This window comes from Ralstonia sp. VS2407 (assembly GCF_052950655.1).
Genome location: NZ_JBRFVG010000008.1, coordinates 166,843 through 192,763, shown reverse-complemented (window position 1 = coordinate 192,763; position 25,921 = coordinate 166,843). Strand labels below are relative to the sequence as shown.

Annotated in this window: 22 protein-coding genes; 9 read left to right on the top strand and 13 right to left on the bottom strand. The window is 65.0% G+C overall.

Annotated elements, in window-relative coordinates; translation table 11 throughout:
* The first annotated feature begins 517 nt into the window (after nt 1-517).
* Genes ACU8YE_RS15410 through pdeM form a run of 4 tightly spaced genes read left to right on the top strand, consistent with a single transcriptional unit; the run spans nt 518 to nt 6,481 of the window.
* Nucleotides 518-1,564 (top strand): ligase-associated DNA damage response exonuclease, encoded by a 1,047-nt coding sequence (locus ACU8YE_RS15410; RefSeq protein WP_446929083.1) that lies wholly within the window; start codon nt 518-520, stop codon nt 1,562-1,564.
* Nucleotides 1,561-3,207 carry an ATP-dependent DNA ligase gene (locus tag ACU8YE_RS15405; RefSeq protein ID WP_446929082.1) on the top strand — a complete coding sequence of 549 codons (1,647 nt, stop codon included), beginning with the start codon at nt 1,561-1,563 and terminating at the stop codon, nt 3,205-3,207. Before ACU8YE_RS15410 ends, ACU8YE_RS15405 begins: the two co-directional genes overlap by 4 nt.
* Complete coding sequence (locus ACU8YE_RS15400) at nt 3,204-5,819, top strand: ligase-associated DNA damage response DEXH box helicase (RefSeq protein ID WP_446929081.1); 2,616 nt, start codon at nt 3,204-3,206, stop codon at nt 5,817-5,819. Before ACU8YE_RS15405 ends, ACU8YE_RS15400 begins: the two co-directional genes overlap by 4 nt.
* Complete coding sequence (gene pdeM / locus ACU8YE_RS15395; protein ID WP_322018525.1) at nt 5,816-6,481, top strand: ligase-associated DNA damage response endonuclease PdeM; 666 nt, start codon at nt 5,816-5,818, stop codon at nt 6,479-6,481. The genes ACU8YE_RS15400 and pdeM overlap by 4 nt, the downstream gene beginning before the upstream one ends.
* An 88-nt stretch (nt 6,482-6,569) precedes the next feature.
* Here pdeM and ACU8YE_RS15390 read toward each other — a convergent pair whose 3' ends face one another.
* The 3 genes from ACU8YE_RS15390 to ACU8YE_RS15380 all read right to left on the bottom strand — a co-directional run bounded on the left by ACU8YE_RS15390 (nt 6,570) and on the right by ACU8YE_RS15380 (nt 7,951).
* On the bottom strand, nt 6,570-6,812 hold the full coding sequence (locus ACU8YE_RS15390) for a DUF6566 family protein (protein WP_394372675.1): 243 nt from the start codon (nt 6,810-6,812) through the stop codon (nt 6,570-6,572).
* Complete coding sequence (locus ACU8YE_RS15385) at nt 6,812-6,994, bottom strand: hypothetical protein (protein WP_373407682.1); 183 nt, start codon at nt 6,992-6,994, stop codon at nt 6,812-6,814. The genes ACU8YE_RS15390 and ACU8YE_RS15385 overlap by 1 nt, the downstream gene beginning before the upstream one ends.
* Before the next feature lie 87 nt (nt 6,995-7,081).
* Nucleotides 7,082-7,951: a manganese catalase family protein gene (locus ACU8YE_RS15380; protein WP_260803197.1), complete on the bottom strand. Its 870-nt coding sequence runs from the start codon at nt 7,949-7,951 to the stop codon at nt 7,082-7,084.
* 144 nt (nt 7,952-8,095) lie between these two features.
* On the opposite strand from ACU8YE_RS15380, the gene ACU8YE_RS15375 reads away from it, so the two are divergent.
* A complete protein-coding gene (locus tag ACU8YE_RS15375; protein WP_260803198.1) occupies nt 8,096-9,391 on the top strand; it encodes an Nramp family divalent metal transporter in 1,296 nt (431 codons plus the stop codon).
* Nucleotides 9,392-9,424: 33 nt separating this feature from the next.
* Here ACU8YE_RS15375 and ACU8YE_RS15370 read toward each other — a convergent pair whose 3' ends face one another.
* Together ACU8YE_RS15370 and ACU8YE_RS15365 are read right to left on the bottom strand one after the other, a co-directional pair.
* The gene (locus ACU8YE_RS15370) at nt 9,425-10,282 is read right to left on the bottom strand and encodes an NmrA family NAD(P)-binding protein (RefSeq protein WP_446929108.1); all 858 of its coding nucleotides are present in this window, start codon (nt 10,280-10,282) and stop codon (nt 9,425-9,427) included.
* A 143-nt stretch (nt 10,283-10,425) separates the two neighbouring features.
* Nucleotides 10,426-11,628, bottom strand: a complete 1,203-nt coding sequence (locus tag ACU8YE_RS15365) for a DUF2252 family protein (RefSeq protein WP_322018527.1) — start codon at nt 11,626-11,628, stop codon at nt 10,426-10,428.
* A gap of 192 nt (nt 11,629-11,820) precedes the next feature.
* On the opposite strand from ACU8YE_RS15365, the gene ACU8YE_RS15360 reads away from it, so the two are divergent.
* On the top strand, nt 11,821-12,246 hold the full coding sequence (locus ACU8YE_RS15360; protein ID WP_232039144.1) for an HU family DNA-binding protein: 426 nt from the start codon (nt 11,821-11,823) through the stop codon (nt 12,244-12,246).
* A gap of 77 nt (nt 12,247-12,323) precedes the next feature.
* On the opposite strand, the gene ACU8YE_RS15355 is transcribed toward ACU8YE_RS15360, so the two are convergent.
* The 5 genes from ACU8YE_RS15355 to ACU8YE_RS15335 all read right to left on the bottom strand — a co-directional run bounded on the left by ACU8YE_RS15355 (nt 12,324) and on the right by ACU8YE_RS15335 (nt 17,800).
* Nucleotides 12,324-13,307 carry a hypothetical protein gene (locus ACU8YE_RS15355; RefSeq protein WP_316871680.1) on the bottom strand — a complete coding sequence of 328 codons (984 nt, stop codon included), beginning with the start codon at nt 13,305-13,307 and terminating at the stop codon, nt 12,324-12,326.
* A gap of 161 nt (nt 13,308-13,468) precedes the next feature.
* Nucleotides 13,469-14,113, bottom strand: coding sequence for a DUF2894 domain-containing protein (locus ACU8YE_RS15350; RefSeq protein WP_394372419.1), 645 nt, complete (start codon nt 14,111-14,113; stop codon nt 13,469-13,471).
* A complete protein-coding gene (locus ACU8YE_RS15345) occupies nt 14,091-14,744 on the bottom strand; it encodes an OmpA family protein (RefSeq protein WP_206274768.1) in 654 nt (217 codons plus the stop codon). The genes ACU8YE_RS15350 and ACU8YE_RS15345 overlap by 23 nt, the downstream gene beginning before the upstream one ends.
* A complete protein-coding gene (locus ACU8YE_RS15340; RefSeq protein ID WP_446929080.1) occupies nt 14,741-17,047 on the bottom strand; it encodes a DUF802 domain-containing protein in 2,307 nt (768 codons plus the stop codon). Before ACU8YE_RS15340 ends, ACU8YE_RS15345 begins: the two co-directional genes overlap by 4 nt.
* Before the next feature lie 18 nt (nt 17,048-17,065).
* Nucleotides 17,066-17,800 (bottom strand): DUF3348 domain-containing protein, encoded by a 735-nt coding sequence (locus tag ACU8YE_RS15335; RefSeq protein ID WP_446929079.1) that lies wholly within the window; start codon nt 17,798-17,800, stop codon nt 17,066-17,068.
* 298 nt (nt 17,801-18,098) lie between these two features.
* Between ACU8YE_RS15335 and ACU8YE_RS15330 the strand changes: the two genes are divergently transcribed.
* Nucleotides 18,099-19,253: a methyltransferase gene (locus tag ACU8YE_RS15330; protein ID WP_446929078.1), complete on the top strand. Its 1,155-nt coding sequence runs from the start codon at nt 18,099-18,101 to the stop codon at nt 19,251-19,253.
* Between the two features lie 9 nt (nt 19,254-19,262).
* Here ACU8YE_RS15330 and ACU8YE_RS15325 read toward each other — a convergent pair whose 3' ends face one another.
* Nucleotides 19,263-20,525: a TIGR03862 family flavoprotein gene (locus ACU8YE_RS15325; RefSeq protein WP_446929077.1), complete on the bottom strand. Its 1,263-nt coding sequence runs from the start codon at nt 20,523-20,525 to the stop codon at nt 19,263-19,265.
* A gap of 215 nt (nt 20,526-20,740) precedes the next feature.
* Here ACU8YE_RS15325 and ACU8YE_RS15320 point away from each other — a divergent pair, with 215 nt between their 5' ends.
* Entirely contained in the window at nt 20,741-21,583 is an 843-nt protein-coding gene (locus ACU8YE_RS15320) for a methyltransferase (protein WP_440475899.1), read from the top strand.
* 18 nt (nt 21,584-21,601) lie between these two features.
* Here the strand turns inward: ACU8YE_RS15320 and ACU8YE_RS15315 are convergent, their stop codons facing one another.
* Together ACU8YE_RS15315 and ACU8YE_RS15310 are read right to left on the bottom strand one after the other, a co-directional pair.
* Complete coding sequence (locus ACU8YE_RS15315) at nt 21,602-23,074, bottom strand: diguanylate cyclase domain-containing protein (protein WP_440475900.1); 1,473 nt, start codon at nt 23,072-23,074, stop codon at nt 21,602-21,604.
* Complete coding sequence (locus ACU8YE_RS15310; RefSeq protein ID WP_316871689.1) at nt 23,055-23,345, bottom strand: hypothetical protein; 291 nt, start codon at nt 23,343-23,345, stop codon at nt 23,055-23,057. The genes ACU8YE_RS15315 and ACU8YE_RS15310 overlap by 20 nt, the downstream gene beginning before the upstream one ends.
* Before the next feature lie 295 nt (nt 23,346-23,640).
* Between ACU8YE_RS15310 and ACU8YE_RS15305 the strand changes: the two genes are divergently transcribed.
* A complete protein-coding gene (locus tag ACU8YE_RS15305; RefSeq protein ID WP_440475901.1) occupies nt 23,641-25,881 on the top strand; it encodes a M1 family aminopeptidase in 2,241 nt (746 codons plus the stop codon).
* Nucleotides 25,882-25,921: the final 40 nt, after the last annotated feature.

Here is a 25,921-nt window from a genome sequence, read left to right as displayed (position 1 = left end):
CCTCTATTGCAGAAATGGCCGACCGCCTCCGTTGCCCGGAAAGCCAATCGCTCCGCGCCCACCGGCGAAGAGCCCTGGCATGCCGGCTGCTTCCGCCCACGGGAGCGCAACGGAGGCCACGCATGCATTACGCATTACAAGTGACAAAACGAACAGCAGCTGGTTGGCTGTTCTTCCTGGCATCGACGGGCTGCGGCGGACTTTCGCTTGCGCAGCCTACTGAGCCGCGCCCGGCATCGCCAGACGTCGCTCCAGCAGCCCCACCGAAGACCGCAAAACATTCCTTGTCGCGATATCCGGACACCATGCCGGCCTCCGCGCCTGATCCGTCTACGCCGCCGGCCGCGTCTGCCTCCTCAGGAGCGGGCGGGACTGGCGGCATCACTGGGCCTTCGGGCAACAGTGCCGCCGCAGGCCCCGGCGGCCCGGCCGACATGCGTGGCGAGCCTGCGCATAAGCAGCCATTGCGTTAATGTTGTCGCCAAAACCTGATAGGGGTCTCGAATGAGAGCGAGTGATGACCAGCGCAGCGGAACTGATCGTGACAACGCCCAAAGGCTTGTACTGCCCAGTAGGCGACTTCTACATTGACCCTTGGCGGCCGGTTGACCGCGCCGTCATCACGCACGCCCACAGTGACCACGCCCGCATCGGGCACCAGCATTACCTCGCTGCCGCCCCTGGTGCGGGCGTGCTGCGTGCGCGCCTGGGTGACAACATCCCCCTGCAGACGCTGTCGTACGGCGAATCCATCGTCCATCACGGCGTCCGGTTGAGCTTTCATCCAGCAGGGCACGTGCTGGGCTCTGCGCAGGTGCGGCTGGAATACCGCGGCGACGTGTGGGTCGTGTCCGGCGACTACAAGGTCGAGGCGGATAGCACCTGCACGCCGTTCGAGCCCGTGCGCTGCAATACATTCATCACCGAATCCACATTCGGACTGCCGATCTACCACTGGCGGCCGCAGACCGAGATCTTTGCGCAGCTCAATGCATGGTGGCGGGACAATGCCGAGGCGGGCCGCGCGAGCGTCGTGTTCTGCTATGCGTTCGGAAAGGCTCAGCGCATTCTGTCGGGGCTCGATACCGGCATCGGGCCAATTGTTTCGCACGGCGCCATGCTGCAGTTGGACACCGCCTATCGGCACGCGGGCGTGGCGCTCCCACCCACGCAACTGGCGGCCGACGTGCCCCGCGCTGAATTGCGACGCGCACTCGTGCTGGCACCGCCCTCCGCCCAACGCACACCGTGGATGCGCCGTTTTGGCGACTATGCCGATGCCTTTGCCAGCGGCTGGATGCAGCTTCGCGGGGCACGCCGGCGGCGCGGCGTCGACCGCGGCATCGTGCTGTCCGATCACGCAGACTGGCCCGGCTTGCTGCAAGCCATTGATGCCACGGGCGCCACGCGGGTCTATGTCACGCATGGCCAGGTCGCGCCGATGGTGCGCTGGCTATGCGAGCGCGGCCTGGATGCGCGCGCCTTCGCCACCGAGTATGGCGACGAAGGCGAAGAAGTCGATGCGGGCGAAGCAGTCGAACCAGCGGCCCCTCCCGCGCCATGAAAGCCTTTGCCGACCTGTACGCGCAGCTCGACGCCACCACATCGAGCAACGGCAAGTTGGCCGCACTGGTGGCCTACCTGCGCACCGCGCCCGATGCCGACGCAGCCTGGGCGGTCTACTTCCTGGCCGGCGGCAAGCCCCGCCAGTTGGTGCCCGCGCGCGTGCTCGCCAGCTTTGCGCAGACGACATCCGGCCTGCCCGAATGGCTGTTTGACGAGTGCTACCAAGCCGTAGGCGACCTGGCCGAGACCATCGCCCTCGTCCTGCCCGATGCAGATCACGCAGACGACACCAGCCTGGCCGAGTGGATGGAAGCCCGCCTGCTGCCGTTGCGCGGGCAGCCGCCCGAGCTGGTGCTGCCACGCCTGGCTGAACTGTGCCGCGGCCTTCCGTTGAAAGCGCGGCTGGTGCTGATGAAGCTGATCACGGGGGCGTTTCGTGTGGGGGTGTCAAAACTGCTGGTCACGCGCGCACTGGCCGAAGTGGGCGGCACCGATCCCAAGCACGTCGCGCAACGGCTGATGGGCTATACCGATATCGGCCAAGCGCCCACGGCTGAGCGCTATCGCGCGCTGCTGGCCGATGCCAGTGTCGACGGCCACGCGCTCGATACCGGCCACCCGTATCCGTTCTTTCTCGCGCACCCGCTACAGGCCGAGGTGGACGCCTTCGACACACTGCTCGGCGCGCCCGCTGACTGGCAAATCGAATGGAAGTGGGATGGCATCCGCGCACAGCTCGTGCGTCGCGCCGACAGCGCATGGCTGTGGTCTCGCGGCGAGGAACTCATCACCGAGCGCTTTCCCGAACTGTCCTCCATGGCGGAGGCGCTGCCTTCTGGCACCGTGCTCGACGGCGAGATCGTGGTGTGGCAAGAGGGCCGCGTGCAGCCCTTTGCGCTGCTTCAGCAACGCATCGGCCGCAAGACGCTGAACGCGCGCGTGCTGCGAGAAGCGCCGGCGGTGCTCCTGGCGTATGACCTGCTGGAATGGCAAGGGCAGGATTTGCGCGAGCGCACGCAAAGCGAGCGGCGCGTACAACTTGAACGCGTGATTGCCGAATACATTCATCCGGCGCTGGAGCTGTCTCCGCTGCTGTACGGCGACGATTGGCACCACCTTGCGCGCCAGCGTGAAGCCTCGCGAGAGCTCGGCGTGGAGGGGCTGATGCTCAAGCGGCGCGACGCGCGCTACGGCGTGGGGCGCACCAAGGATGTGGGCGTCTGGTGGAAGTGGAAGATCGATCCGTTCTCGGTGGATGCCGTCCTGATCTATGCGCAGCGCGGCCACGGCCGGCGCGCGAGCCTCTACACCGACTACACCTTCGCCGTATGGGATGCACCGCCCGAGGTGCCCGAGCGCAAGCTGGTGCCCTTTGCCAAGGCGTACTCTGGCTTGAGCGACGCGGAGATCCGCCAGGTCGACGCGCTCATCCGCAAAACCACGGTTGAAAGTTTTGGCCCCGTGCGCAGCGTGACGCCAACGCTGGTGTTTGAACTCGGCTTTGAAGGCATTGCGCGCAGCGCGCGCCACAAGAGCGGCATCGCGGTACGGTTTCCGCGCATGCTGCGCTGGCGCCATGACAAGCCGGTCGCAGAAGCCGATACATTGCAGGCACTGGAAAGCCTGCTGCCTCCGCCATGAACGAACCCCCAATGCCCGATCTTGATGCGTGGTTTGCCGCGCGTGGCTGGACGCCAATGCCATTCCAGCGCACCGTGTGGTCGGCCATGGCACGCGGTGAATCGGGCCTGCTGCACGCCACCACGGGGGCGGGAAAAACCTATGCGGTGTGGCTCGGCGCGCTACAGCGGTTGGCGCAGGTGCGCGGGCGCGGCGGCGCGCCGCCTTTGTCGGTGCTGTGGCTCACGCCCATGCGTGCGCTGGCGGCCGACACCACGCGGGCATTGAACGAAGCTGCACAGGCGCTGGCACCGCACTGGACGCTCGGGCTGCGCACCGGCGACACCGGCAGCGCCGAGCGTGCCGCGCAATCGCGCCGCTTGCCCACGGCCCTGGTGACAACACCCGAAAGCCTGTCGTTGCTGCTCGCGCGTGCGGATGCGCGTGAGGCGCTCGGCTCGGTGCGCGTGGTGATCGTGGATGAATGGCACGAACTGGTCGGCAACAAGCGTGGCGTGCAGGTGCAATTGGCGCTGGCACGGTTGCGCGCGTGGTCGCCGGGGCTGGTCGTGTGGGGCCTCTCCGCCACGCTGGGCAACCTGCCGGAAGCCATGGACGCGCTGGGCGATGCGGCGGCGCCCAGCGCCGGCACGCTGGTGCAAGGCCACCTGCCCAAGCGCATGGAGATCGATACGTTGCTGCCGGATGGTGTGGGCCGGTTTCCGTGGGCCGGACACCTGGGCATGGCGATGCTGCCCCACGTGCTTGAGGAGCTGGAAAGTGCCCGCACCGCGCTGGTGTTTCTCAATACGCGCTCGCAAGCGGAGCTGTGGTACCAGGCCGTCATCAATGCGCGGCCGGAGTGGGCGGGGCTGATTGCGTTGCATCATGGCTCGCTGGACCGCGCAACGCGCGACTGGGTCGAGACCGGGCTCAAGCAAGGCATGCTCAAGGCGGTGTTCTGCACGTCGAGCCTGGATTTGGGTGTGGACTTTCTGCCGGTGGAACGCGTACTGCAGATCGGCTCACCCAAGGGCGTGGCGCGCCTGTTGCAGCGTGCAGGGCGATCTGGCCATGCACCCGGCCGGCCTTCTCGCGTGACGGTGGTGCCCACCCATAGCCTTGAGCTCGTGGAAGGCGCGGCCGCGCGCGCGGCCGCCATGTCGGGCCACGTGGAAGCCCGCACCTCGCCGCATAAACCGCTTGATGTGCTGGTCCAGCATCTGGTGACGGTGGCACTCGGGGGCGGCTTCGCGCCCGAGGCACTGTTGCAGGAAGTGCGCCGGGCATGGGCCTACCGAGATCTGCACGACGACGAGTGGCAATGGGCGCTCGACTTCGTGCGGCAAGGCGGCCACTCGCTCACGGCGTATCCCGACTACCACCGCGTCACACCCGATGAACACGGTATCTGGCGCGTGCCCGACGCACGCCTCGCGCGGCGGCACCGCATGAGCATCGGCACCATCGTCAGCGATGCAACGATGACCGTGCGCTGGTGGCGCGCTTCCGGTGGCGGCGCGCTGGGCTCGATCGAGGAAGGTTTCATTGCGCGGCTGCGCCCCGGTGACAACTTTCTGTTTGCGGGCCGCCTGCTGGAGCTGGTGCGCGTGCAGGACATGACGGCCTATGTGCGGCGTGCCGCCGGCAAACGTGCTGCCGTGCCTCGCTGGAACGGTGGTCGCATGCCGCTTTCCACCGAGCTGGCGCACGCGGTGGTGGCGCAGCTCGATGCGGCGGCACATGCGCGTTTCGACAGCCCCGAAATGGAAGCGGCGCGCCCGCTGCTGGAGCTGCAGGCGCGCTGGTCTGCGCTGCCCACCACGGCAACGCTGGTGGCCGAAACCCTGCACTCCCGCGAAGGCTGGCATCTCTTTCTCTACCCGTTTGCCGGGCGGCATGCGCACCTGGGGCTGGCAAGCTTGCTGGGCTGGCGCGCCGCCAATCGCACGCCGGCCACGTTTTCCCTGGCGTTCAACGACTACGGCCTCGAACTCCTGTCGGCCACGCCCATCAACTGGCCCGCGCTGCTGGCCAGCGGCGAACTCTTCGCGACCCACACGCTCATGCAGGATGTGCTGGCCAGCCTCAACGCCGGAGAACTGGCGCAACGCCGCTTTCGCGAGATTGCACGCGTATCGGGGCTCGTGTTTCAGGGCTACCCCGGCGCGCACAAAAGTACCCGCCAGCTGCAGGCTTCATCCGGTTTGTTCTATGAAGTCTTCCGGCGCCACGACCCTGGCAACCTGCTGCTCTCGCAGGCAGAAACCGAAGTGCTGCGCCAGGAGCTGGACCTCGACCGCATCGAAGCCGCCCTCATCCGCATGCGCGGTTTGCAGCTCGAACTGTGCGCGCTGAAGCGGCCTTCGCCGTTCGGCTTTCCGTTGATGGTGGAGCGGTTTCGCGAGCAACTCTCGACCGAGAAGCTCGCCGATCGGATCGCCCGCATGCTGGCCGAGGCAGAACGCGCTGCCGGCCCCGAGCCCACCGATCCGGATGCGGCGACACGGCCCGAGATCGAGACAGACGTACAGGCCGCGCTGCGCCTGACCGATTCGCCCGACACCGCGGGAAAATCCAGCCGCCGCACGCGCCGGCCGCGCAAGACATCGAAGCCGCTGCCACTGCTATGACCTCTGCTCAAGACCTCGTCATCCAATGCGCGGGCGAGACCGTCTGGCTCCTGCCCGAGCGCGCGCTGTGGTGGCCCGCGCAACGCATGCTGATGGTGGCCGACGCGCATTTCGGCAAGGCGGCAACCTTCCGTGCGCGCGGTGTGCCGGTGCCCGCCGGAAGCACAGTCCAGGCTATCGCCCGCCTGGATGCCATGCTGGCGCGGTTACCCGTCGCACATATTGCATGGCTCGGCGACCTGCTCCACGCGCGCGAGGCACACGGTGCAATCGACGCGCTCGTCGCGTGGCGCATACGGCACGCCGACATAGCCTGCACGCTGGTCCGCGGCAACCACGACCGCCACGCGGGCGACCCGCCTGCGGACCTGCAATTTAACGTGGTGGAAGAGCCGTGGGAGATCGGCCCCTTCGCGCTATGCCATGAGCCGCAAGTGGTGCCCGATCGCTACGTCATTGCCGGTCACGTGCACCCGGGCGTTGTCATCAGCGGGCCGGCCAAGGATCGCCTCCGCTTGCCCTGTTTCCGGTTTGGAGCGTTCGGCGCCCTGCTCCCCGCATTCGGTGAGTTCACCGGCCTCTGGACCGCGCCTGTTGCGGCCGGGGAAGCGCTCTACGGAGTTGTGGACGACCGCGTCTGGCCGCTACCGGGTTTGAGCTAGACACGACTTCCACAACTTCGCCCATCGTTTCATGACCGACGGCGACGCCGTCCTCCATGCCCGGCATGACGGCGTCGAACAGCAGGACTCAAGGCCGCTCATGCGTCAGCAGCAAGCGGGCCTGTTCCATACCGTCGCGAACGGCCTCGCCTTCGGTATGCCAGCCACGCCACGTCTGGGATATTTCCCGGATTTGGAACTGCCGCTCGCCGTTTGCGACAGCAATACGCGGCACCCACACGCCCTGCGCGTCCTGCTCCGCGCTGACCGTGACCGTATGGCCGGCACACTCGAACCGCACCTCGCCTTCACGCGCCGTATCGCTCGCCATCATCGCTTTCCGTTCAAGAAAGGGTGAGGCGGATTGACGCCCGAATACATCAGCGCGAGTGGTTGCGCACCCGCCCCGAACACACCTGCGGGCAAGCCACGGGCGAGGGAGTACATGGCAATCACGGCAAGAGTGAGCGCCGCGATCGCAAGCAGTTCTTGCATATGCATGAGCGTCTCCATGTTTGATCAAGCCTGGAACGGCCGGTGCCTGGCACAGACGCAATGCCCAGGCCCGAGCGGCGCAGCACCCGAGCCTGGGCGCGGTTGTCACGCCTTCTTTTCACCAAGCTCCGCACCGGTGGGGGGATCGACAGCCGGGTCCGAAGCCAGACGCGTCTTCATGGCTTCGAGCGCTTCCAACTCGGCATCGGTCAAATTGACGGATGCATTGCCGTCGCCACCGTCAACGGGGACCGGCGGGTCCGCGACCAGCTCAAGGCCCGTGCCGCTATTCCACGGTGCCTGCACGATGGGGCCGCCGCGCGACATCTTGAAATACGCATCACTAAACTCCGGCACCGGCGGCAGCTTGCCCGGAGGGAAGTTGCCGTTGATGGCGTACAGGGCCTTCTCGAACGACTTCTGGTGCGACACTTCGCGCGTCATGAGAAAGCCGAGCGCATCGCGCACACCGGGGTCGTCGCTCACGTTGATCAACCGTTCGTAGATGATCTTGGCGCGTGCTTCGGCGGCGATGTTCGAGCGCAAATCGGCCGTGGGCTCGCCCAGCGAATCGATGTAGGCCGCCGTCCACGGTACGCCCGCCGAGTTCGTCAACGACGGGCCGCCGCCATAGAGCACCTGCGTCACATGGCTGTCGTTACCGGCGCCATTGAGCTTGCGATACAGCTCCGCCTGCTCGTCCACCGCTTCCGCCAATTCCCCTTTCGCACCGCGATTGAGCATGGCGACGATGGTGCCGATGATCTCCAGGTGGCTCAGTTCCTCAGTCGCGATGTCGTAGAGCATGTCCTTGCGGCCTGCATCTTCTTCTGCCACGGCTTGCGTGAAGTAGCGCATGGCGGCAGCAAGCTCGCCTTGCGGGCCACCGAACTGTTCCAGCAACAGGTTGGCCAAGCCTGGATCGGTTTCGCTGACCCGAACGGTGTACTGCAATCGCTTGTTGTGCATGAACATGGGTGTTCTCCGGGAATGGGTGGGTGCCTTCATGGCGCGTCCCTTCTCCGCAACACCCGTTCCATCGCACGCCGCACGCTTGCCCTGCGCGCAATCAGGTACGCGCGTTGCGAAGGGCCCTGCGCTACCTATCCCGGAGATTCCATGGACGACACTCTCGCGCTTGAACGCGACACCTCTTCTGCATCGCGATGCGTCGTCGCCCACGCACGCGAAGCGCTGGAAGGCCGGCGACGCGGTTGGCGCACGTGCATCCCGTTTGTGGGCCCGGCCGTGGTGGTTTCAGTTGCGTATACCGACCCGGGCAACATCGCCACCGGCATTGAAGCCGGTGCGCGATACGGGTATCAGTTGCTCTGGGTTGTGCTCGCGTCCAGCTTGGTGGCGATGCTCTTCCAGATGCTCTCTGCACGGGTGGGCATTGTGACGGGCCAGAATCTGGCGCAGCTCTGTCGCACGCATTTGCCGGCACCTGCCGGCCTTGGCATGTGGCTGCTCAGCGAGCTTGCGGCCATGGCGACCGACCTTGCGGAGTTCGTCGGTGCCGCTGTCGGCATCGCGCTCCTGACGGGAATGCCGTTGCTGCACGCCATGGTTGTCGCCGGTGTGCTGACCTATCTGCTGCTGATGCTGCAGGCGCGCGGGTTCCGCCATGTCGAGCTGATGATCGGCGCGCTGGTGGCCGTGATCGGTATCTCTTACATCATCCAAGTGTGGATCTTGCCTGTTTCGTGGACGGCCGCCCTTCGGCAAACCCTGGTCCCCACAGCACTTCCACCCGATGCATTCATGGTGGCGGCGGGCATTGTTGGGGCCACGGTGATGCCGCACGCGCTCTTTCTGCACTCGGGGCTGGTCAATGCGCGTGTACGCCCACGCAGTGCATCGGAGACGTCGCAACTGCTTCGGTATTCCAACCGCGAGGCGGTGGCCGCGCTAGCCGCTGCCGGCTGCATCAATCTCGCCATGGTGGTGGTATCAGCGGGCGCGTTTCACGGCGCACATGCGGAGGTGGCCGGCATTGAGGATGCCTATGTCACGTTGGCGCCGCTGTTCGGGGCATCAGCCGGGCTGGTGTTTCTGGTTGGGCTGATCGCGTCGGGGTTGTCCAGCTCGGTGGTCGGCACACTGGCGGGGCAGATGGTACTGCAGGGTTTCCTGCGTGCGCGCTTGCCGGTGTGGATGCGCCGGCTGATCACCATGGTGCCTGCGTTCATCGTCATCGGGGCGGGTATGGATGTCACGCGCGCCCTCGTGCTGAGCCAAGTCGTTCTGAGCATGGTGGTGCCGTTTCCCATGGCAGCGCTGATCTGGTTGGCGCGCCGGCCCGACTTGATGGGACAGCATGCAGCCGGTCACGGTCTGGTAGTGCTGGCTGCGGTGGGCGCCGTGCTGGTGGCGGGGTTGAACTGTGCGCTGCTTGCCCATCTCGTCGCCTAGCAATGTGCGACGGCGCTCATTTCGGCGGCCTGATCATGCGAGCGCCGCCTGCACTACCGCCGCTGCGATGAAATCTGCCAATGAGACATGGCCGCGCACAACGTCGCTCAACATGTCGAAACCCTCGTCCAGAGTCACGGCGGTCATCCGTACGTAGGCGCGGGCAGCTTCATCAGAGAAGCCGAGCCCTTTGTAGATCGTTTCCCAACGGTCGCGTGGCGCAACTTCCACCGCCACACCACGGCCAAGCGTGCGCGCCATGGCTTGTGCAACATTCTGCGGTGTGTAGCGCTGCGGGCCCTCCACATAGCGCACGCCCACGTCTTCCACTGGTGTCAGGAGCCGCGCCGCCGCTGCCTCGCCCAGGTCGGCCGGTGCCACCATCGGCATCGGCATGTCGGCGGGGAACATGCTCGGGAGCTTGCCCGTCTGCGTAACTGTCTCAAGCAGGCCGGCACAGTTGGTCATGTAATAGGCGCCACGATTGATTGCGGCCGGGATTGGCTGGCGACGCAAGCCCTCCTCCAACGCCCACAACGTCGTCAGGTCGCCGATGCCCTGCCCGGGGCGCGCGCCATAGGTTGACGCGGCCACCACCTTCTCCAGCCCTGAATCCTCCAGTGCCGCGAGAATGTTGGCGATCGTCCGGCGCTCCGCCGCATCGGTGTCGCCGGCAATATCGGCAGGCGGGTTGAGGAGGAATGCGCGCCGCCCGCGCCGGAATGCCGCCCTTAACGAATCGACGTCCTCCACGTCGGCCATCGCGACCGATGCACCTTTGTCCCGCCAGCGACCTGCGCGCTCGGGCCTCCGGGTCAGGATCGTCACCTGCTCCCCGCTCGCCAGCAGCGTTTGCGCAACGGCGCCCCCCACGTGTCCGGTTGCACCCATCACCACATACATCGCGCGTCTCCTTGATGTCTTGGCTGCGTACCCGAGCAGCCCAGCGCCATCGCCATGGATGACTTGCGATGGTCTGAATGCCTCGCAAGCAGCGTTTGTGCCTGCGGATGGATGCGTGACAGCGCATCGGATCAATCAGCCCAGGCACGACAGTGCTCAAGATACTGGCGCTCGTGCAGCCCGAGCAGATCGACAATTGAAGACCACAGCCAGAACGGCGCATTGATGGAACGTCCGTGACGCGCCTCCAGCTCGCGGTGCCAGGCCATGGCGACATCGCGCGGCATCTGGCTGCCGTGTGCTAGGCCTACGACATTGCCCAGATACGCAGCCAATACCGTGGCGTCCTTGTGCTCCAGCTTGTCGACGGACAGCTTCATATCTTGCGGTTGAAGCTCACGCATGAAAAAGCTGCTGCCGAGCATGCGTCCCCATGCCATGCGATCACCCAGGTCGGGAGAGAGACGACGCGCGCCCGTGACCACGCGCTCGCCGTTGATCCGGGGCATATCGCGTGCGCAGGCACTGGGCGCTGCGGCTTTTCCCGCCTCCTTGATGTCGATCAGCCGATACCGCGGCCCGCGATCCTGGTCGACTGCCAGCAAGACGGCATAGCGCCGCTGCCCGAGCGAGCTGCAGCCTTTGACCCAGTACGCCGCATCGACGATGCTGACGGAGGCTTCCCCAGGCATTTCGTAAAGGCGCGCCACCAGGGCAAGCACTTCGTGCTGGCTCACGAGTTGTTTCAGTTCGCGCCGTTCCTCGCGAGAGAGCGGCCAGAAATGGCGCCCGAGAGGAATGGTGGGGGACGTGCCGTCGAGCCGGTCCTTGGCCAGTTCTTTCCACGTGCGCGCTGTCGCTGCCTTCATGGCCGTGCGCACGGACGCGGGGCGCGGCGGCAGGTGCGCCGCCGCATCCGGATCGATACCGTGCAGGTAGCCCGCCATCAGCGCTTCCACCATGCGTGCGGTCACGATGCCGGGCAGGTCCGACCCGCGAGCGGCCGTCGCCAGCGACACGCCAAGCCGAATCAAGTCGTGCGCGGGATTGCCCAGTACGGTCTGGTCCATATCCCGGATCTGTATGTGCGTGGCGCCAGAGGCATCGCCAACGGGGCCAAGGTTTCCGACATGGCAATCGCCGCAAATCCAGATGATGGGCCCTTCTGGGAACGTGTGCGGCTGCACCTCGCTCAACCACTCGTAAAACCTCACGGTACTGCCGCGAACGTACGCATGGGTCGAGCGCGTCATCTTGGATTGACGCAGCCGGGTGAGCACGGGCGCGCGATTCTTGGGGCTCACCACGCTACGCGACGATTTTCGTTGGGCCATGCTTGTGCTGAACTTGGCACGCTTGATCTGGTTGATGGACGCCCCAAACCGCATGCAATAAGCGTTCCCTGCCCACCGGACAGTGGAGATAACACCTCAACGGCGCTGAACCTTTGCTATGCTTGCTCGAAGCGCGCTGCACAGCGTTGCTTCCATTGAATGGTCAACTTTACTCAACCATCTATTCTCACTATGGCCACCAAAACCAAGACCGCTGCCAAGACCGCTGCAAAGAAGGCCTCGCCGGCTAAGAAGGCCGCTCCGGCAAAGAAGCCTGCCGCAACGACGCCGACCCTCAAGCCTTTGAAGGACACGTTCACCAAGGCCAGCCTGGTGAGCCATCTGGCTGAACAAGCTGCCGTCGACGCCAAGGCGGTGAAGGCGGTGCTGCTCCATCTGGAGAACACCATCGTGGCTTCGCTGCACAAGAAGGGCGCCGGTGAATTCACGCTGCCGGGCCTGTTCAAGGTGACGTCGGTCAAGGTGCCGGCAACCAAGCGCCGCTTCGGCAAGAACCCCTTTACTGGCGTGGACCAGTGGTTCGAAGCCAAACCGGCAACTGTGCGTGTCAAGGTCCGCGCCCTGAAGAAGGTCAAGGACGCAGCCATCAACGGCTGAGCGCAGCCACAAAAAAAGGGAGCTTCGGCTCCCTTTTTTTTTGCGTGTCTGCCGGCTGGACTAACCGGAAGTGAGGCTCAGTTCTGTGTCAGCGGGTTAAGTGCCGTGCACAAGAACCCCGCGCAGTTCGTGGGCTGGAAGTAATACGACGCAGCCGTCCCGAGCGCGAGGTCGCCAAAGTAGGCGATGCCCTGCGCGCCGAGGGTATTCGACTGCTGCACGAACGCCGCGCTGCTCGCCTGCATGGCGGCCGACTGATACGTAAACGTCGGCGATTGCGTCTGATCCTTCACGTAGATCCAGGCCACATCGGTGCCGAACGCCAACTCGCCCTTCCCGCGATAGCCCTTGGCGCCTTCGCTATTTGCCTGTGCGAGGAAACTCGCCGCGCTGGCCTGCGGCGCCAGCGCGTCGTACGTATACGTCGCGCTGGACGCGTTGTTCTTCATGTACAGGCTCGCGCTGGTCGAGCCCAGCATGATCGGGCCCACCAGCCAATAGCCCGACTGCCCCTGGCCGTTCGCCTGTGTGAGAAACGCTGCCTGACTCGTCGGCCAAGCAGCGGCCACGTAGGTGTAAGTCGCTGACGAGCCGCCATCCTTGCGATAGAGGTTTCCGTATGTCAGCGGCCCTTCAAAGCGGTAGCCGCGCGCGCCCTCGCCGTTTGCTTGCGCGATGAAGGTCGACTGAGTCGTCTGCGCCGCGGCCAGTTCGTACGTATACGTTTGCGCAGCGCCGTCGTTGACGAAGATCGAACTCGTCGTGTTGGTCGTTGCGTTGAACATATCGCTCAGATAGCGGAAGCCCTTTGCGCCTTCAGCATTCACCTGCGTCAGAAAACTCGCTGCGTCGGGTGCGGGCGTCAGCGCTTCGTAGCGCAACGTCAGCGTGCTGCCTGAGGTGCCACCACCACTGCCGGATCCCGAGCCCGAACCCGAACCCGTGCCTGCACCAGTACCGGAACCCGACCCGGAGCCGGTCGCTACCGTGGAGGACGAATCGCCACCACCACAAGCCGTGAGCGCAACACAAGTCAGCGCAATGAGCGCAACGGTTTTCATCAGTTCACCTCGGCAGAGAAACAAACGGATTTTGGAATCCAGCCGCGCCTCATCCGGCGCAGCGGCACATCGCTGAAATGAAAATATACCGATCTATCTCATTTCAACGGTGATCGTTTGTTAACCTATGTCGCCTTTCAAAGGATTTACTGCTGTGACGGCTAGCGCGCCTTGCCCCGCGCGGCCTTGCCGCCGCCGCGGGCAGCGTCCTGGCCAACGAAGGGGCCGTCCCCGCTCATGCGCTCCAGCCACGAAAGCGCGTCCACATACGACAAAAACTGCCGCAGATAATCGGGGGACACCTCGCGCATCAATAGCAATGATCGGTGCACAAGACTGCTCGAATTCAGCGGACCGGCATTCACCGGCACCTTGTCCAACGCATCGCGCAACTGTTTCTCGGCGCTGACGCGGGACCAGGTGTCCCGCACGTCTTCGAGAATCTTCAGTTCCGGCAATGCGTGCAGATGATGCCCCGGACCGCCGTCCGCAGCGCTCACGACATCCGTGCGTTCACGGTTGGCAATATCACGCAGCAGTTCGGACAGCACGCTGCCGGAAGGTGCCTCTGCGCCGGTCGCATCGGACATCACCGTCGCGCGATCGACGTCTTCTGCGTAGGCTGCCATCAGCGCGCCCAGCCGCGCATCGAGAATGCGCCGCGCCTCGCCGGTTTGATCGGCCGTGCGCCGATGCAGCGCTTCGATAAAGCAAAAGCGCACGCGGTCCAGGCGGTCCGCGCCACTTGCGCGCCAACTGTCGAGCGTGGCTTGCGTGGGCAAATCAGTGCGGCTCACGGCGTCCACCGTTGGAAGCGGCCTGCCTTGGAACAGGCGCGATCTCCACCCGCCGGTTCTTGGCGCGCCCGACGTCGTCTGCATTGGAACTCACCGGCTGCTGCGAACCAAACGCTGCCGCAAACACGCTCGACGCGGGAATGCCTTCGTCAATCAGCGCGCGCGTTACGGTCAGTGCGCGCTTGGCGGACAGCTCCCAGTTATCTGCAAACAGGCGGTTGCCAGCACGCACCTGCTGGTCGTCAGAAAAGCCGCTCACCATCAGGATCTCTTCACGCGATGTGAGATACGCGGCCAGCGGTCCCGCCAGGCTCTTCATCAGCGCGCGGCCCTCGGGCTGCAGCTGGTCGGAGTTGATCGCGAACAGCACATTGCCATTGATGCCAATGCGCCCGTTGACGAGTGTCACGCGCCCCGCCGCCAGCGGGCCTGCAAGCGCCTGCTCCAGCGTCTTGCGGCGCTGCGCTTCGGCCTCGCGCTGCTTGACCTCGTTCTCCAGCTTGGACGACAGCTCCAGCTGCACGCCGATCACGCCCACCAGGATCAGCACGAACGCACCAAGCAGCACCGACATCAGATCGCCAAACGCGGCCCAGACCGGCGCTGTGGCGTCGATGCCACCGTCAATCTCGTCGTTCATGCCGCTTCGGTCCCGGCCAGCGCGCGCTGATCACCCAGCCGCTGCAGGTCTTCCAGGATCTGCTTCTGAGACAGCATGCTCAGGTCGATCACCTCACGCGCCTGCGCCACGTAGTAGGCAAGCTGTTCGTCGCTGCGGGTGAGCGACTTGTCGAGCGCGGCTTCGATGCGCTGAAGCTGTGCCGCAAGCTTGTCGTTCGATTCGCCAAACAGCTGCACAGCCGCACCAAAGGCCTCGCCCAGGCTCGCCACCTCGACCGCGCTGCCGGTTACCTGCGCAGCCACCGCGCCAAGCTTGCCGGTCTCGGCCTCCACCCGATCGGTAAACCGCACGCCCACGCGCTCCAGCAGATCCGCCGACGTTGCCACCAGCGCATCCACCGCCGTGCGCTGCTCGGTCGACGCATGGTTGACGGCGTCGAGCAATGTTTCCAGCGTGCCCAGCAGGCGCGCACGCTCGTCCAGCATCGCGGTATCGCGCACCATGCTGTCGGACAGCTTCTGGCGCAGCTCGGCCACCACTTCCGCTGCCGCCTTGGGCGCTTCCGATGCGGCCTGCACCAGGCGAGAAATCTCGCCGATCGTGTTGTTGGCATGCGCCTGGGTTTGCGCGGAGATATCGCGCGCGGTTTGCGCCAGTGCGTCGCAAATCTGTTGCTGACGGCTCGCGGTATCGGCGCCTGTCGTCTCCCACGCCTCGCTCAGCTTGGCGGCCATCGTGCCGAGTGCATGGGTCCAGGCCGCCAGACGTTGGGCGTCGCGCGCTTCCAGCGCAGCTTGCAGCGTGGCATGCGATTGGCGCGATGCGTCCTGCTGCGAAGCGATATCGCGTGCGGTCTGCGCCAGCGCATTGCAGATGTCTTGCTGACGATTTGCCGTATCGGCGCCCGCTTTCTCCCACGCCTCGCTCAGCTTCTCGCCCGTGGCGCCGAGCGCCTCGGTCCAGACCGCCAGACGTTGCGCGTCGCGTGCTTCCAGTGCGGCTTGCAGCGCCGTATGCGACTGGCGCGACGCGTCTTGCAACGACACGGCGTGTTGCTCGAACGTGGCGGCAGCGGCCTCCAGCGCGCGCTGGTTCCGGGCGGCCAGTTCGGCGTGGGCCTGATCTTGGCGGGCAAGCGCATCTGCCCAAGCGGTGGACAAGCCGCCCGCCGTGGCGTTCAGGCGGTCGGTTACGCCATCGAGCAACCGGGCCGAGCGTTGCTCGAATGTTTCAGCAAACCGGTCGAGCGAGGTCCCAACCTGGCCAACCAGGGCTTCGCTGGAACGTTGATGCGCCGACAGGGCGTTGTTCCAGATGCCGGAAACCGTCTCGGCCGTGGCTTCAAAGCGGGTCGACAGGCCATCCAGCTGACGCTGCACCGCGTGCGTGACCGTTTCCTGCAGCGCCGCCGATTCACGGGCGAGCCCCGCCATCGTCGTTTCCACCACAGGCTGCAGGGCGGCGGTCGCAACGCGGGCGCTCTCCGATGCGCTGTCTTTCAACGACTGGCCCACCGAGGATGCAAGCTGGCTGTAGGCGGCTTCCGTCTTGTCGAGAAATGCCTGCTGGGCGGTGATCTGTCGCTCGCTGCTGGCCGCACTCTGCTGCTCCAGCGACGCCATCATCGCCTGCAACCGGTCAACCAGTGCGGGCATCACATCGGATTGCCGCTGCAGAAGCTTGAACGTCTCTTCACGCTGATGCGCGTGCGAATAGATGCGCAGCGTGGTCGCGATCTTCGTGTCGAGCGCCTGGACTGCCTGCAGCCGCTCGCGCCGGCACAGCGCCGAGAGCAACCCGAGCATGGCGGATGTCGCCACACCGGCAATCGAGGTACCGAACGAGAATCCCAACCCCTTGATCGGGGCGGCCAGCGATGCGCGGATCGCCTGCAGATCCGTCGCGCTCTCCAGCGCCGCACCTGTGCCTTTGAGCGTCACCACCATACCGAGCAGCGTGCCCAGCATACCGAGCAGCACCAGCAAGCCCACCAGATACGGTGTCAACGCGGGCGCAGGCAGCACAACGCGCTCGCCTTCCACGCGCAGGCGCACGGCATTGCGCACGCTGGGGTGCAGTGGCTCCAGCCACGCCGCCAGATTGGCCGGTGGCTCGGTCAGCCCCCCCACGGCCTGCGTGACCGTGCCCGTGGCCTGGCGATAGCGGCGCAGCTCGAGCGCGCCTGTTACATAGACGGCACCGATCACGAGCGTGACCGCCAGCGCCAGCAGGTTTCCGCCGACGACGTAGCCGCCGGCAATCCACCCCAAGGCCGCCAGCCCGACAAAGAAAACGATGAGATTCAGGTGAAGTCTGGACATGAATGGTGTCTGTCCCGCTTAGCGGGGGCGAAGGGCTGCGAGCAACCCGTCGATCGGTTGAAAACGAACATCAAGCTCGGCCAGGAGCACGCTCTGCATATCCTTGCGGAACGCGTCCAGCCAGGCGCGGGATGTGGATGGGGTGGCCTGGCCCTCTGCGGGCAACTCGGCCTGCCGCTGCTGCTCAGCCGCGCGCAAGCGCTCGAAGTACGGCCCCAGCATCGACGGAATGGCCCCCAGCAACGAACGTTCGCGGCCGGCGAGCGCCTGCTCCATGCTGGCATCCAGCACCGCAAGCCGCGCGAGGTCGGGCGTCCTGGCAGCCAGCAGGCGACGCAGACGGGCACGCAGGTCGCCGATCTCCAGTTCCATGGTCTGCTGCATCAACACATAGCGCTGCCGAAAATCGGCATAGTCGACCACCAACGGTACCGATGGGTTCTGAATCGGCGCGCGTGGCCCAGGCCTCGTCTCTGGCGCGCAACTGAACGCGATGGATCTCGTCAGCGCCGCACGGACACGGCTGCCGATGGTCTCGGCGTCGGGACCGACAGGCCGCGTGCTGGAGGCACTGGCCGGCGGTGCCGCGCTCAATGCCGACGACAGCGTGATGGCATCCGTCCAACTGAGCCATTGGCTCAACCGGTCGGAAAGCGGCTGCGCGGATGCGGAAACGTCGACGTCCGCCAGGCGAGCAAGAATGCGGATCAGCGCAGGGGCGCTGAGCGCCCTGCGTTGCTGGACGTGCGCCATGCTACGAGTGCCGAAAAAAGGCTGGAGTTTACACTGCCTGCCGGGTCGGACTGGCGTCTTTGGGTGGCAGAAGAATCACTTCGCCCGAAGAATCACAGCGATCCATCGCTCGCCGCCGATACCGGCCAACATCCTCAGGCGCATAGCCCGGCATTAAACTTTTTCTGACACAGGCCCCATCGAAACCGCGTCAGTGCAGCGACGCTCGGGTCGCCCGCCCACATTTGTGCGATCACGCCGACAGCGGTATCGTGTCGCCCACGACCGCACCCTCCCCCGCCTTCCGCCCATTTCCCCCGTGACCGACCACCCCACCCTGACCTGGACCGACGACCGCCCTGAAGCCAGCAGCGACGCCGTCCATACCGCCCTCTGGCGCTCCGAAGCCGGCAATCCGCCGCCCAAGCGCGTGGTCATCGCCGACGATCGGACCACCGCCGATGCCGCCTACCGCCTCGCGTGCGAAGGCACCGCACTGCTCTGGCAGGGCGATTTCCAGAACGCGCGCCAACTGCTCCAGGCGATGTCCCGCCGCACCGATCGCAAACCCGGCAAGGCACGCAAGGAACCCACCTCGCCCATCGATGCGTTCAACCTGCACCGGCAGGCGCAATCGCAGCGCGCCCGCACGCTCGGCATGCTGCTGATTCCGCTGGATGCGGATTACACGATCCCGCTGCGCCGCGCCCCGGACATGCGCGAGGCCTGCACGGAGGCCTACAACACGAGCAACGCCGCTTCCGTCGTCTCGCTGCGTGAGCTGCTGGGCCTGATCGGCGCGCATGAGTGGCGCAAGAAAGGTGTCGAGATTCCCGCGCTCGGTGGTGAACGCATTCACCCGCACTACGGCGTGTTCTCGCCCGTGCGCGGGGAATACATCGAACTGGTGGCGAAGGCGCCGTTGCCTTCAAAAGCGCTGGCATTCGATATCGGCACGGGTACGGGGGTGCTGGCAGCGGTGCTGGCCAAACGCGGCGTGAAGCGCGTCATCGGCACGGACCAGGACCCGCGTGCCCTGGCCTGCGCCCGTGAGAACGTGGCGCGCCTTGGGCTGCAAACCCAGGTCGATATTGTTGAGGCCGATCTGTTTCCCGAAGGGCGTGCCCCGCTGATCGTGTGCAACCCGCCGTGGCTGCCCGCGCGGCCAAGCTCGCCCATCGAGCGCGCCGTTTACGACCCTGACAGCCGCATGCTGCGCGGCTTCCTGGACGGGCTGGCCGCCCACCTGGAGCCCAACGGCGAAGGCTGGTTGATCCTGTCGGACTTTGCCGAGCACCTGGGCTTGCGCACGCGCGATGCCCTGCTGGCCATGATCGACGCTGCCGGCCTGCAGGTTGTGGGCCGGGAAGACATCAAGCCGAAGCACCCGAAGGCGTCCGATGAGAACGACCCGCTCTATCGCGCCCGTGTTGCCGAGGTGACATCGTTGTGGCGCTTGAAGGCGCGCCAATAGGCCAGCAATTCAGCGCGCCATCTTCGCCAGGTAGTCGAGCGCGCCCTGCCCTGCAGCGGCGCCGCTCGCGAAGCACGCCGTCAGCAGATAGCCGCCGGTCGGTGCCTCCCAGTCGAGCATCTCGCCGGCGCAGAACACGCCCGGCAGCCGCTCGATCATCAGCTTTGCATCCAGCGCTTCGAACGCCACGCCGCCTGCGGTGCTGATCGCCTCGTCGATGGGCCGAGTGCGTGTGAGCCGCAACGGCAACGCCTTGATGGCCTTGGCCAGTTGCGCAAGATCGGCAAACGCCTCCTTGCTCAGGCACTCGCGCAGCAGGCCGAGCTTTACGCCCGTGATATTCAGCTTGCTTTGCAGATGACTCGACATCGAACGCGCGCCGCGCGGGCGCATCAGTTCATCGCTCACACGTTGCGCGCTCCAGCTTGGCGCAAGGTCAAGCCAGATCGTCGCACTGCCCTCGGCGGCCAGCGCATCGCGAATCGGGGCTGACAACGCATAGACGAGGCTGCCTTCAATGCCGGTCTGCGTGACGACGAACTCGCCCTGGCGGAATTGCAGCGCACCCTCATTGCCCGACGGCAAACCGATGGCGACCGACTTGACCGGCTGCCCCGCAAAGCGCTCCTGGAAATGCGCGCTCCAATCGGCATCAAACCCGCAGTTGGCAGGCTGCAATGGCTGCACCTGCACGCCGCGCGCCACCAGCAACGGCACCCAGGCGCCGTCGGAGCCCAGGCGCGGCCAACTGCCGCCGCCCATGGCCAGCACCACAGCGTCGGCTTGCACCAGCCGTTCAACATCGGTGGTTTCAAAGCGCAGCACCTGCGCGTGGTCCGACGGTTCTGCCCACCCTACCCAGCGATGCCGCATGTGCAACTGCACGCCCGCCTCGCGCAGCCGGTGCAGCCATGCGCGCAGCAAGGGCGCGGCCTTCATCTCGGTCGGAAACACCCGCCCCGAACTGCCGACAAACGTGTCGATGCCAAGCCCATGGATCCACGCACGCAGAGCGTCCGGGCTGAAGCGGCCAATGAACGGCGCCAGCGCCTCGCGCCGCGTGCGATAGCGCCCGAGAAACACGTCGATCGGTTCCGAATGCGTGATGTTCATCCCCCCAATGCCCGCCAGCAGGAACTTGCGCCCGGCCGAAGGCATGGCATCGAACACTTCCACACGCACGCCGTTGCGCGACAGGACTTCAGCGGCCATCAGCCCGGCAGGGCCGGCACCGATCACGGCAACGAGAGGAGCGTTAGGTGTTTCTGACATGCGGGGTGGACGGGTTCATGCGGGACAGACAAGCGGGGCGCTATTGTCACATCCTGCCCGAGCGCGGGCAAACGAGGCCGCGGGTGGCGGCCACTGACGTGCGCTTGCCGTCGCCCACTGCGCTTTTCGGTAAACTGGCGCCCTCTTTCCGCTTTTTCTCCGCGCCGCCGCACCGATCCCCTTCCGTGCGACATGTCGCCCAGGCTGTCCTGACGATGTCCAACAAGACCCACGAAATCCGCCCCAACCAGTCGATCGAGCTGCTCAAGGAACTGCACATCCTGACGCGCGACGGCAAGATGAACCAGGACAGCCGCCGCAAGCTCAAGCAGGTCTATCACCTGTACCAGTTCATCGAGCCGCTGATGGCCGACGTGCAGCAAGCCAAGGGGCACGTCACGCTCGTCGATCACGGCGCGGGCAAGTCGTACCTCGGCTTCATCCTGTACGACCTGTTCTGCAAGGAACAGCCGGGCGATGGCACGTCCCACATTTACGGCATTGAGACGCGCGAAGAGCTGGTCACCAAGTCGACCGAACTTGCCGCGAGGCTCGGCTTCAAGGGGATGTCGTTCCTGAACCTGTCGGTGGCCGAGTCGATTACGTCTGACCGACTGCCGCCCACCATCGACATCGTGACCGCATTGCATGCGTGCAATACCGCCACGGACGACGCGATCCGCTTCGCGCTCGAAAAGCATGCGCAGTACATCGTGCTGGTGCCGTGTTGCCAGGCGGAGGTGGCCGGCGTGCTGCGCAAGAACAAGGGCAAGTCGCTCGGCAATGCGCTCACGGAAATCTGGCGCCACCCGCTGCACACGCGTGAATTCGGCAGCCAGGTCACCAACGTGCTGCGCTGCCTGCAGCTTGAAGCGCACGGCTATCAGGTTAGCGTAACGGAACTCGTCGGGTGGGAACACTCGATGAAGAACGAGCTGATCATCGCGCAGTACAAAGACCTGCCGCGCCGCCGCCCGACCGAGCGGCTGAACGAGGTGATCAGCACGCTGGGACTGGGAGAACTGCACGAGCGGTTCTTTGCACCGGCTGGCTCCTGAAGAGGTGGGACGCCGCGGTTATGCCGGGCGTCTGCCTTCGTGCTGCACCCGCTTGTCTTCGTACATGGCCACATCGGCTTCGCGCAGCGTTTCTTCCAGGCGCCCGCCTTCGTGGCAGGTGGCGCAACCCATGGAAAAGCCGAGCACCGCGCCCGGATAGAACTGGTTGTTGAGTTCCACCAGCTTGCGCAAGCTTTCCACCAGTGCCGCACCGGCCTGTGCGTCGGCGCCGGGCAGCAGCACGGCAAACTCATCGCCGCCAATGCGCGCGGCGTGTGCGGGCTTGTCGATGGCCTTGCCGAGCACCTCGCCGGCGCGCCTTAGCAGCGCGTCGCCTGCGGCGTGGCCGAGCTGGTCGTTCACGCTCTTCAAGTCGTTCAGGTCGATCATGATGACCGTGACCGGGAACGGGCCCTTGCGCTCCAGCCGGTTGATCTCGTCCACGTAGAACGAGCGGTTCTTCAGCTTGGTCAGCACGTCGTGCTTGCCCAGATATTCGAGGTACGACTCGGCCTTCTTGCGCGCCGTGATGTCGGTCAGCGCCAGCAGCACCATGTCCCAATCCCTCTCGCGACCGGGGAAGACGGAGAACTGCAGGTGGATGTTCAGCGGGTTGCCATCGAGCCCATAGTTGATGACCTCGCGCTGCTGGAACAGCCTGCCGTCCCACAGGTCGATCAACTGCTCGCGAAAGTGCGAGCGCATGTCGTCGCGAAAGACTTCCGGCAAGCGGCCCAGCAAGTCGTTACGGTTGCGCGCCTTGAACATCTCCAGCGTGAAGCCGTTGACGTCGAGCACCTGGATTTCCTGCATGCAGCGCTCGACAAACTCAGGGTGCACGTCGGTAAAGGTGCGGAAGTCGGTAATGCCCTGCATGCGCACTTCGTCCAGCAGCATCTTGATGGTGCTGAAGTTTTCCACCCACAGCGACACAGGCGCGTGCTCGAACACGCCGCGCGCGTAGAGCTGGCTGGCCGCGACGCGGCGGCGGGCGTCTTCGAGTTCGGTGATGTCGTCCACGGCCACCAGCACGCGGTCCCACGGCTGCTCGTGGTCGGGCAGGACCACGCCCTTGAGCAGGATGTCCAGACGGCGGCCGTCGAGCGTGTAGTTGACGCTGCGGCTCTCGAACGACGACTCGCCCGACCAAAGCTGCACGAGTTCGCCCACGTGGGCTTCGAGCATGTCGTCGCGCAGCACGTCTGCCAGGCGCGCGGTCAGGGTCTCGGCATCCGGGGCGGCGTACATGGACAACGTGCGCCGGTTCACGCGCAGCACCTTGATGCAGGCCGAACACGCCGCCACGCGTGAGACGTCTTCTTCCAGAAAGCGCTGCAGATCGGTCACGCCGGCGGCGCGCCATTGGGCGAAGAGGCGGTGCAGATCGCTGTAGTCCTCCAGCCACAATGACGTGGGCGTGACATCGAAGAAGTCGATCAGGTTGACACCCACAGCCGCCGGGCTGCTGACGCTATCGGACGCGGATTGCATGAATCGCTCTACGGAAGACAGAAAACACTTTGCGAACCTTGCGAGCGTACCGGTTTTGTGTAACACCGCGCACAGCGCCGGCCTCATCCGGAAGGATTACCCCCAGGCAGACGACCCTGATCAACTGCTGCAGCGCAATACCTTGCCGAATACGGGGAAAGTTCCCCAGCGCGATTTTCGAATCCCACTCCGTATTTAGTTTTGCTTTATCTGGCGTTGTAAAAATATCCGTTTCGATTTTTAAGATATTTTCACGAATCGCGAAGCGCATTTCATTTTTTCAACGCGCTTTGCAGAAGTCGCCCTTCACCCCGGAAAGCAGCCGCAGCTTTGCAGATAGGCATACAGAAAACTGCAAAGCCCCCGGCGCATTCTCTTGCACGTGATTTAAAAAACTTCGTCTCGATTCGCAGGCCGTTTCCTCCAGAATCCGTGCATCCCGTGCGCGGGCTGTGATTTGCACCGCGCAAGAAGCGGGTAATTCCTTGTCCCGATTCTGCGGCCTGCCCCCCACTTTTCTTTTGAGCCCTGGGCCGCCGATTCGTTTCCACCTCAGGAGAAATGCAATGCGGGATTCGACAACCTTCCGTCGTACGGCCACGACACGCACCGGACGCGCGCACAGCGCCCGGACACGTCGCTCGTTCAAGCTGGCACTCGTGGCCCAGGCTGCGGCCGCGCTGATTCTGGCCGCATGCGGCGGCGGCGGAGATGACGCGCTGACCCCGTCCGGCGGCAAGCTGGACGCAAACGGCTCGCAGCAGCAGGGCAATACCAATACCGGCAACACCAATGCGCAGGCGCCGGCCGTCGACGCATCGGTGCCCCCGGTTGAACTGCCGGACTACATCAAGCCCGTCAACTACAAACTGTGGTTCCGCCCGAGCGCAGACCTGAACAGCTTCTCGGGCCGCGCCGACGTGGAGATCAAGGTCACCAAGCAGACCGGCGCCGTGACGCTGGCCGTGCGTGACCTGAAGCTCGACGCCTCGCGCCTGACGCTCACGCCCACCTCGGGCGGCGGTGCATCGCGCGTGCTGGTGCCGATTCCGCAATCGCAAGGGGCCTTCTACGACCTGCGCGACCCGACCGGAGACATCAAGCCCGGCAACTACGTGCTGCACATGGAATGGACGGGCACGATCAACTTCACCAAGGCCGAAGGCATCTTCAAGCTGGGCCTGCAGGCGGCAACGGGCGAGAGTTCCGACGCCATCGTCACGCAGGGCGAATCGAACTTTGCGCGCGAATGGTTCCCGAGCTGGGATGAGCCGGCCTTCCGCAACACCTTCGAGGTGACGGCGGAAATTCCGGGCGACTGGAAGGCCGTGGCCAACGGCAGGCAGACGGGCGCCACCAAGCTGCCGGACGGCTATCAGCAGGTGTCGTTTGCCAAGACACCGTCGATGCCGGCGTACCTGCTGTTCTTCGGCGGCGGCAAGTTCGACATCCTGGAAGACCAGTTCACCAACCCGCTCGATGGCAGCAGCATGCGCCTGCGCTGGTGGGTACCGCCCGGCGAGGCGCACTCGGCGGTGGCCGGCATGCAGTTCACGAAGGAAGCGCTGAACCACTACTACAACTACTTCCAGATCCCGCTGCCGTTCGACAAGATGGACACCATCGTCGCCAACGACAGCTACGACAACAAGAATGCCGGCTTTGGCGGCATGGAGAACTGGGGCGCCATCTTCGAATTTGCCGACCAGGTGCTGGTGCCGCCCGATGGCGCACCGACGACCGTCCACTCGATGGGCAAGGCCCGCTCGTTCGTTGTGGTGTCGCATGAACTGGCGCACCAATGGTTTGGCGACCTCGTCACGCTGGACTGGTGGGACGACATCTGGTTGAACGAATCCTTTGCCAACTGGTTCGAGAACGTCACCAAGATCGCACTGCACCCGGAGTTCCAGGGCAACACGTGGGCCGACTATGCGGCCGTCAAGCAGCGCGTCTACACGCTCGACCTGCAGCCGACCTCGGTGCCGGTGCAGCACAACTTGAGTGATGCCGGCTCGATGGACTTCCTCGACCGCTTTGCCTACAACAAGGGCGGCCATGTCCTGCAGATGATCGAGAACTACGTCGGCAAGGACGCCATGCGCAAGGGACTGCAGAGCTACCTGAACAAGTACAAGTTCGGCAACGGCACACCGCCGCGCCTGTGGGCAGAGCTTGAAGCCGCCAGCGGCAAGCCTGTCGGCAAGGTGGGCGACAGCTTTGTGCGCCAGACGGGCGTGCCGCTCGTCAGCATCGACGCGCAGTGCAACCCGGCCACCAACCAGAACGTACTGACGATCACGCAGAAGGCGTTCCCGAACAAGAACGTCTATTCCGGCTATCAGTGGAATATTCCGCTCACGATCGCTTACGGCGAAGGGCTGGCGCAGACGCAGACGGTGGTGCTGGATCAGCAGACCGCACAGGTCACGCTGCCGACCTGCTCGGCCGTGCTGGCGAACCCCACGGGCCTGGACTACTACGTGACCAACTACAGCCCGACGCTGTGGAGTGCGCTGCTGGCGCAGGCCGGCACCATCACCAACAAGGCGACGACGACCAACATCGCCGGCGATGCAACGCAGCTGTACAACGCGCAGATCATCGACAAGGCGCTGTATGACCAGATCGTCGGCATCCAGAACATGCAGCCGGCCGTCGCAACGCTGCGTGCACAGGCTGTGACGCCGACGGGCTCGCTGCGTCCGCAAGCGGTGCAGCTGCAACAGATGCAGAACATGGATCGCCCGATCCACAAGTTCCGCTACGAAGGTCTCATGAAGCATCTGACCGACATCAAGCGGTAAGCACCAAAGCAAGCGGGCCGCTTCCCGTGTGTCTTGGGAA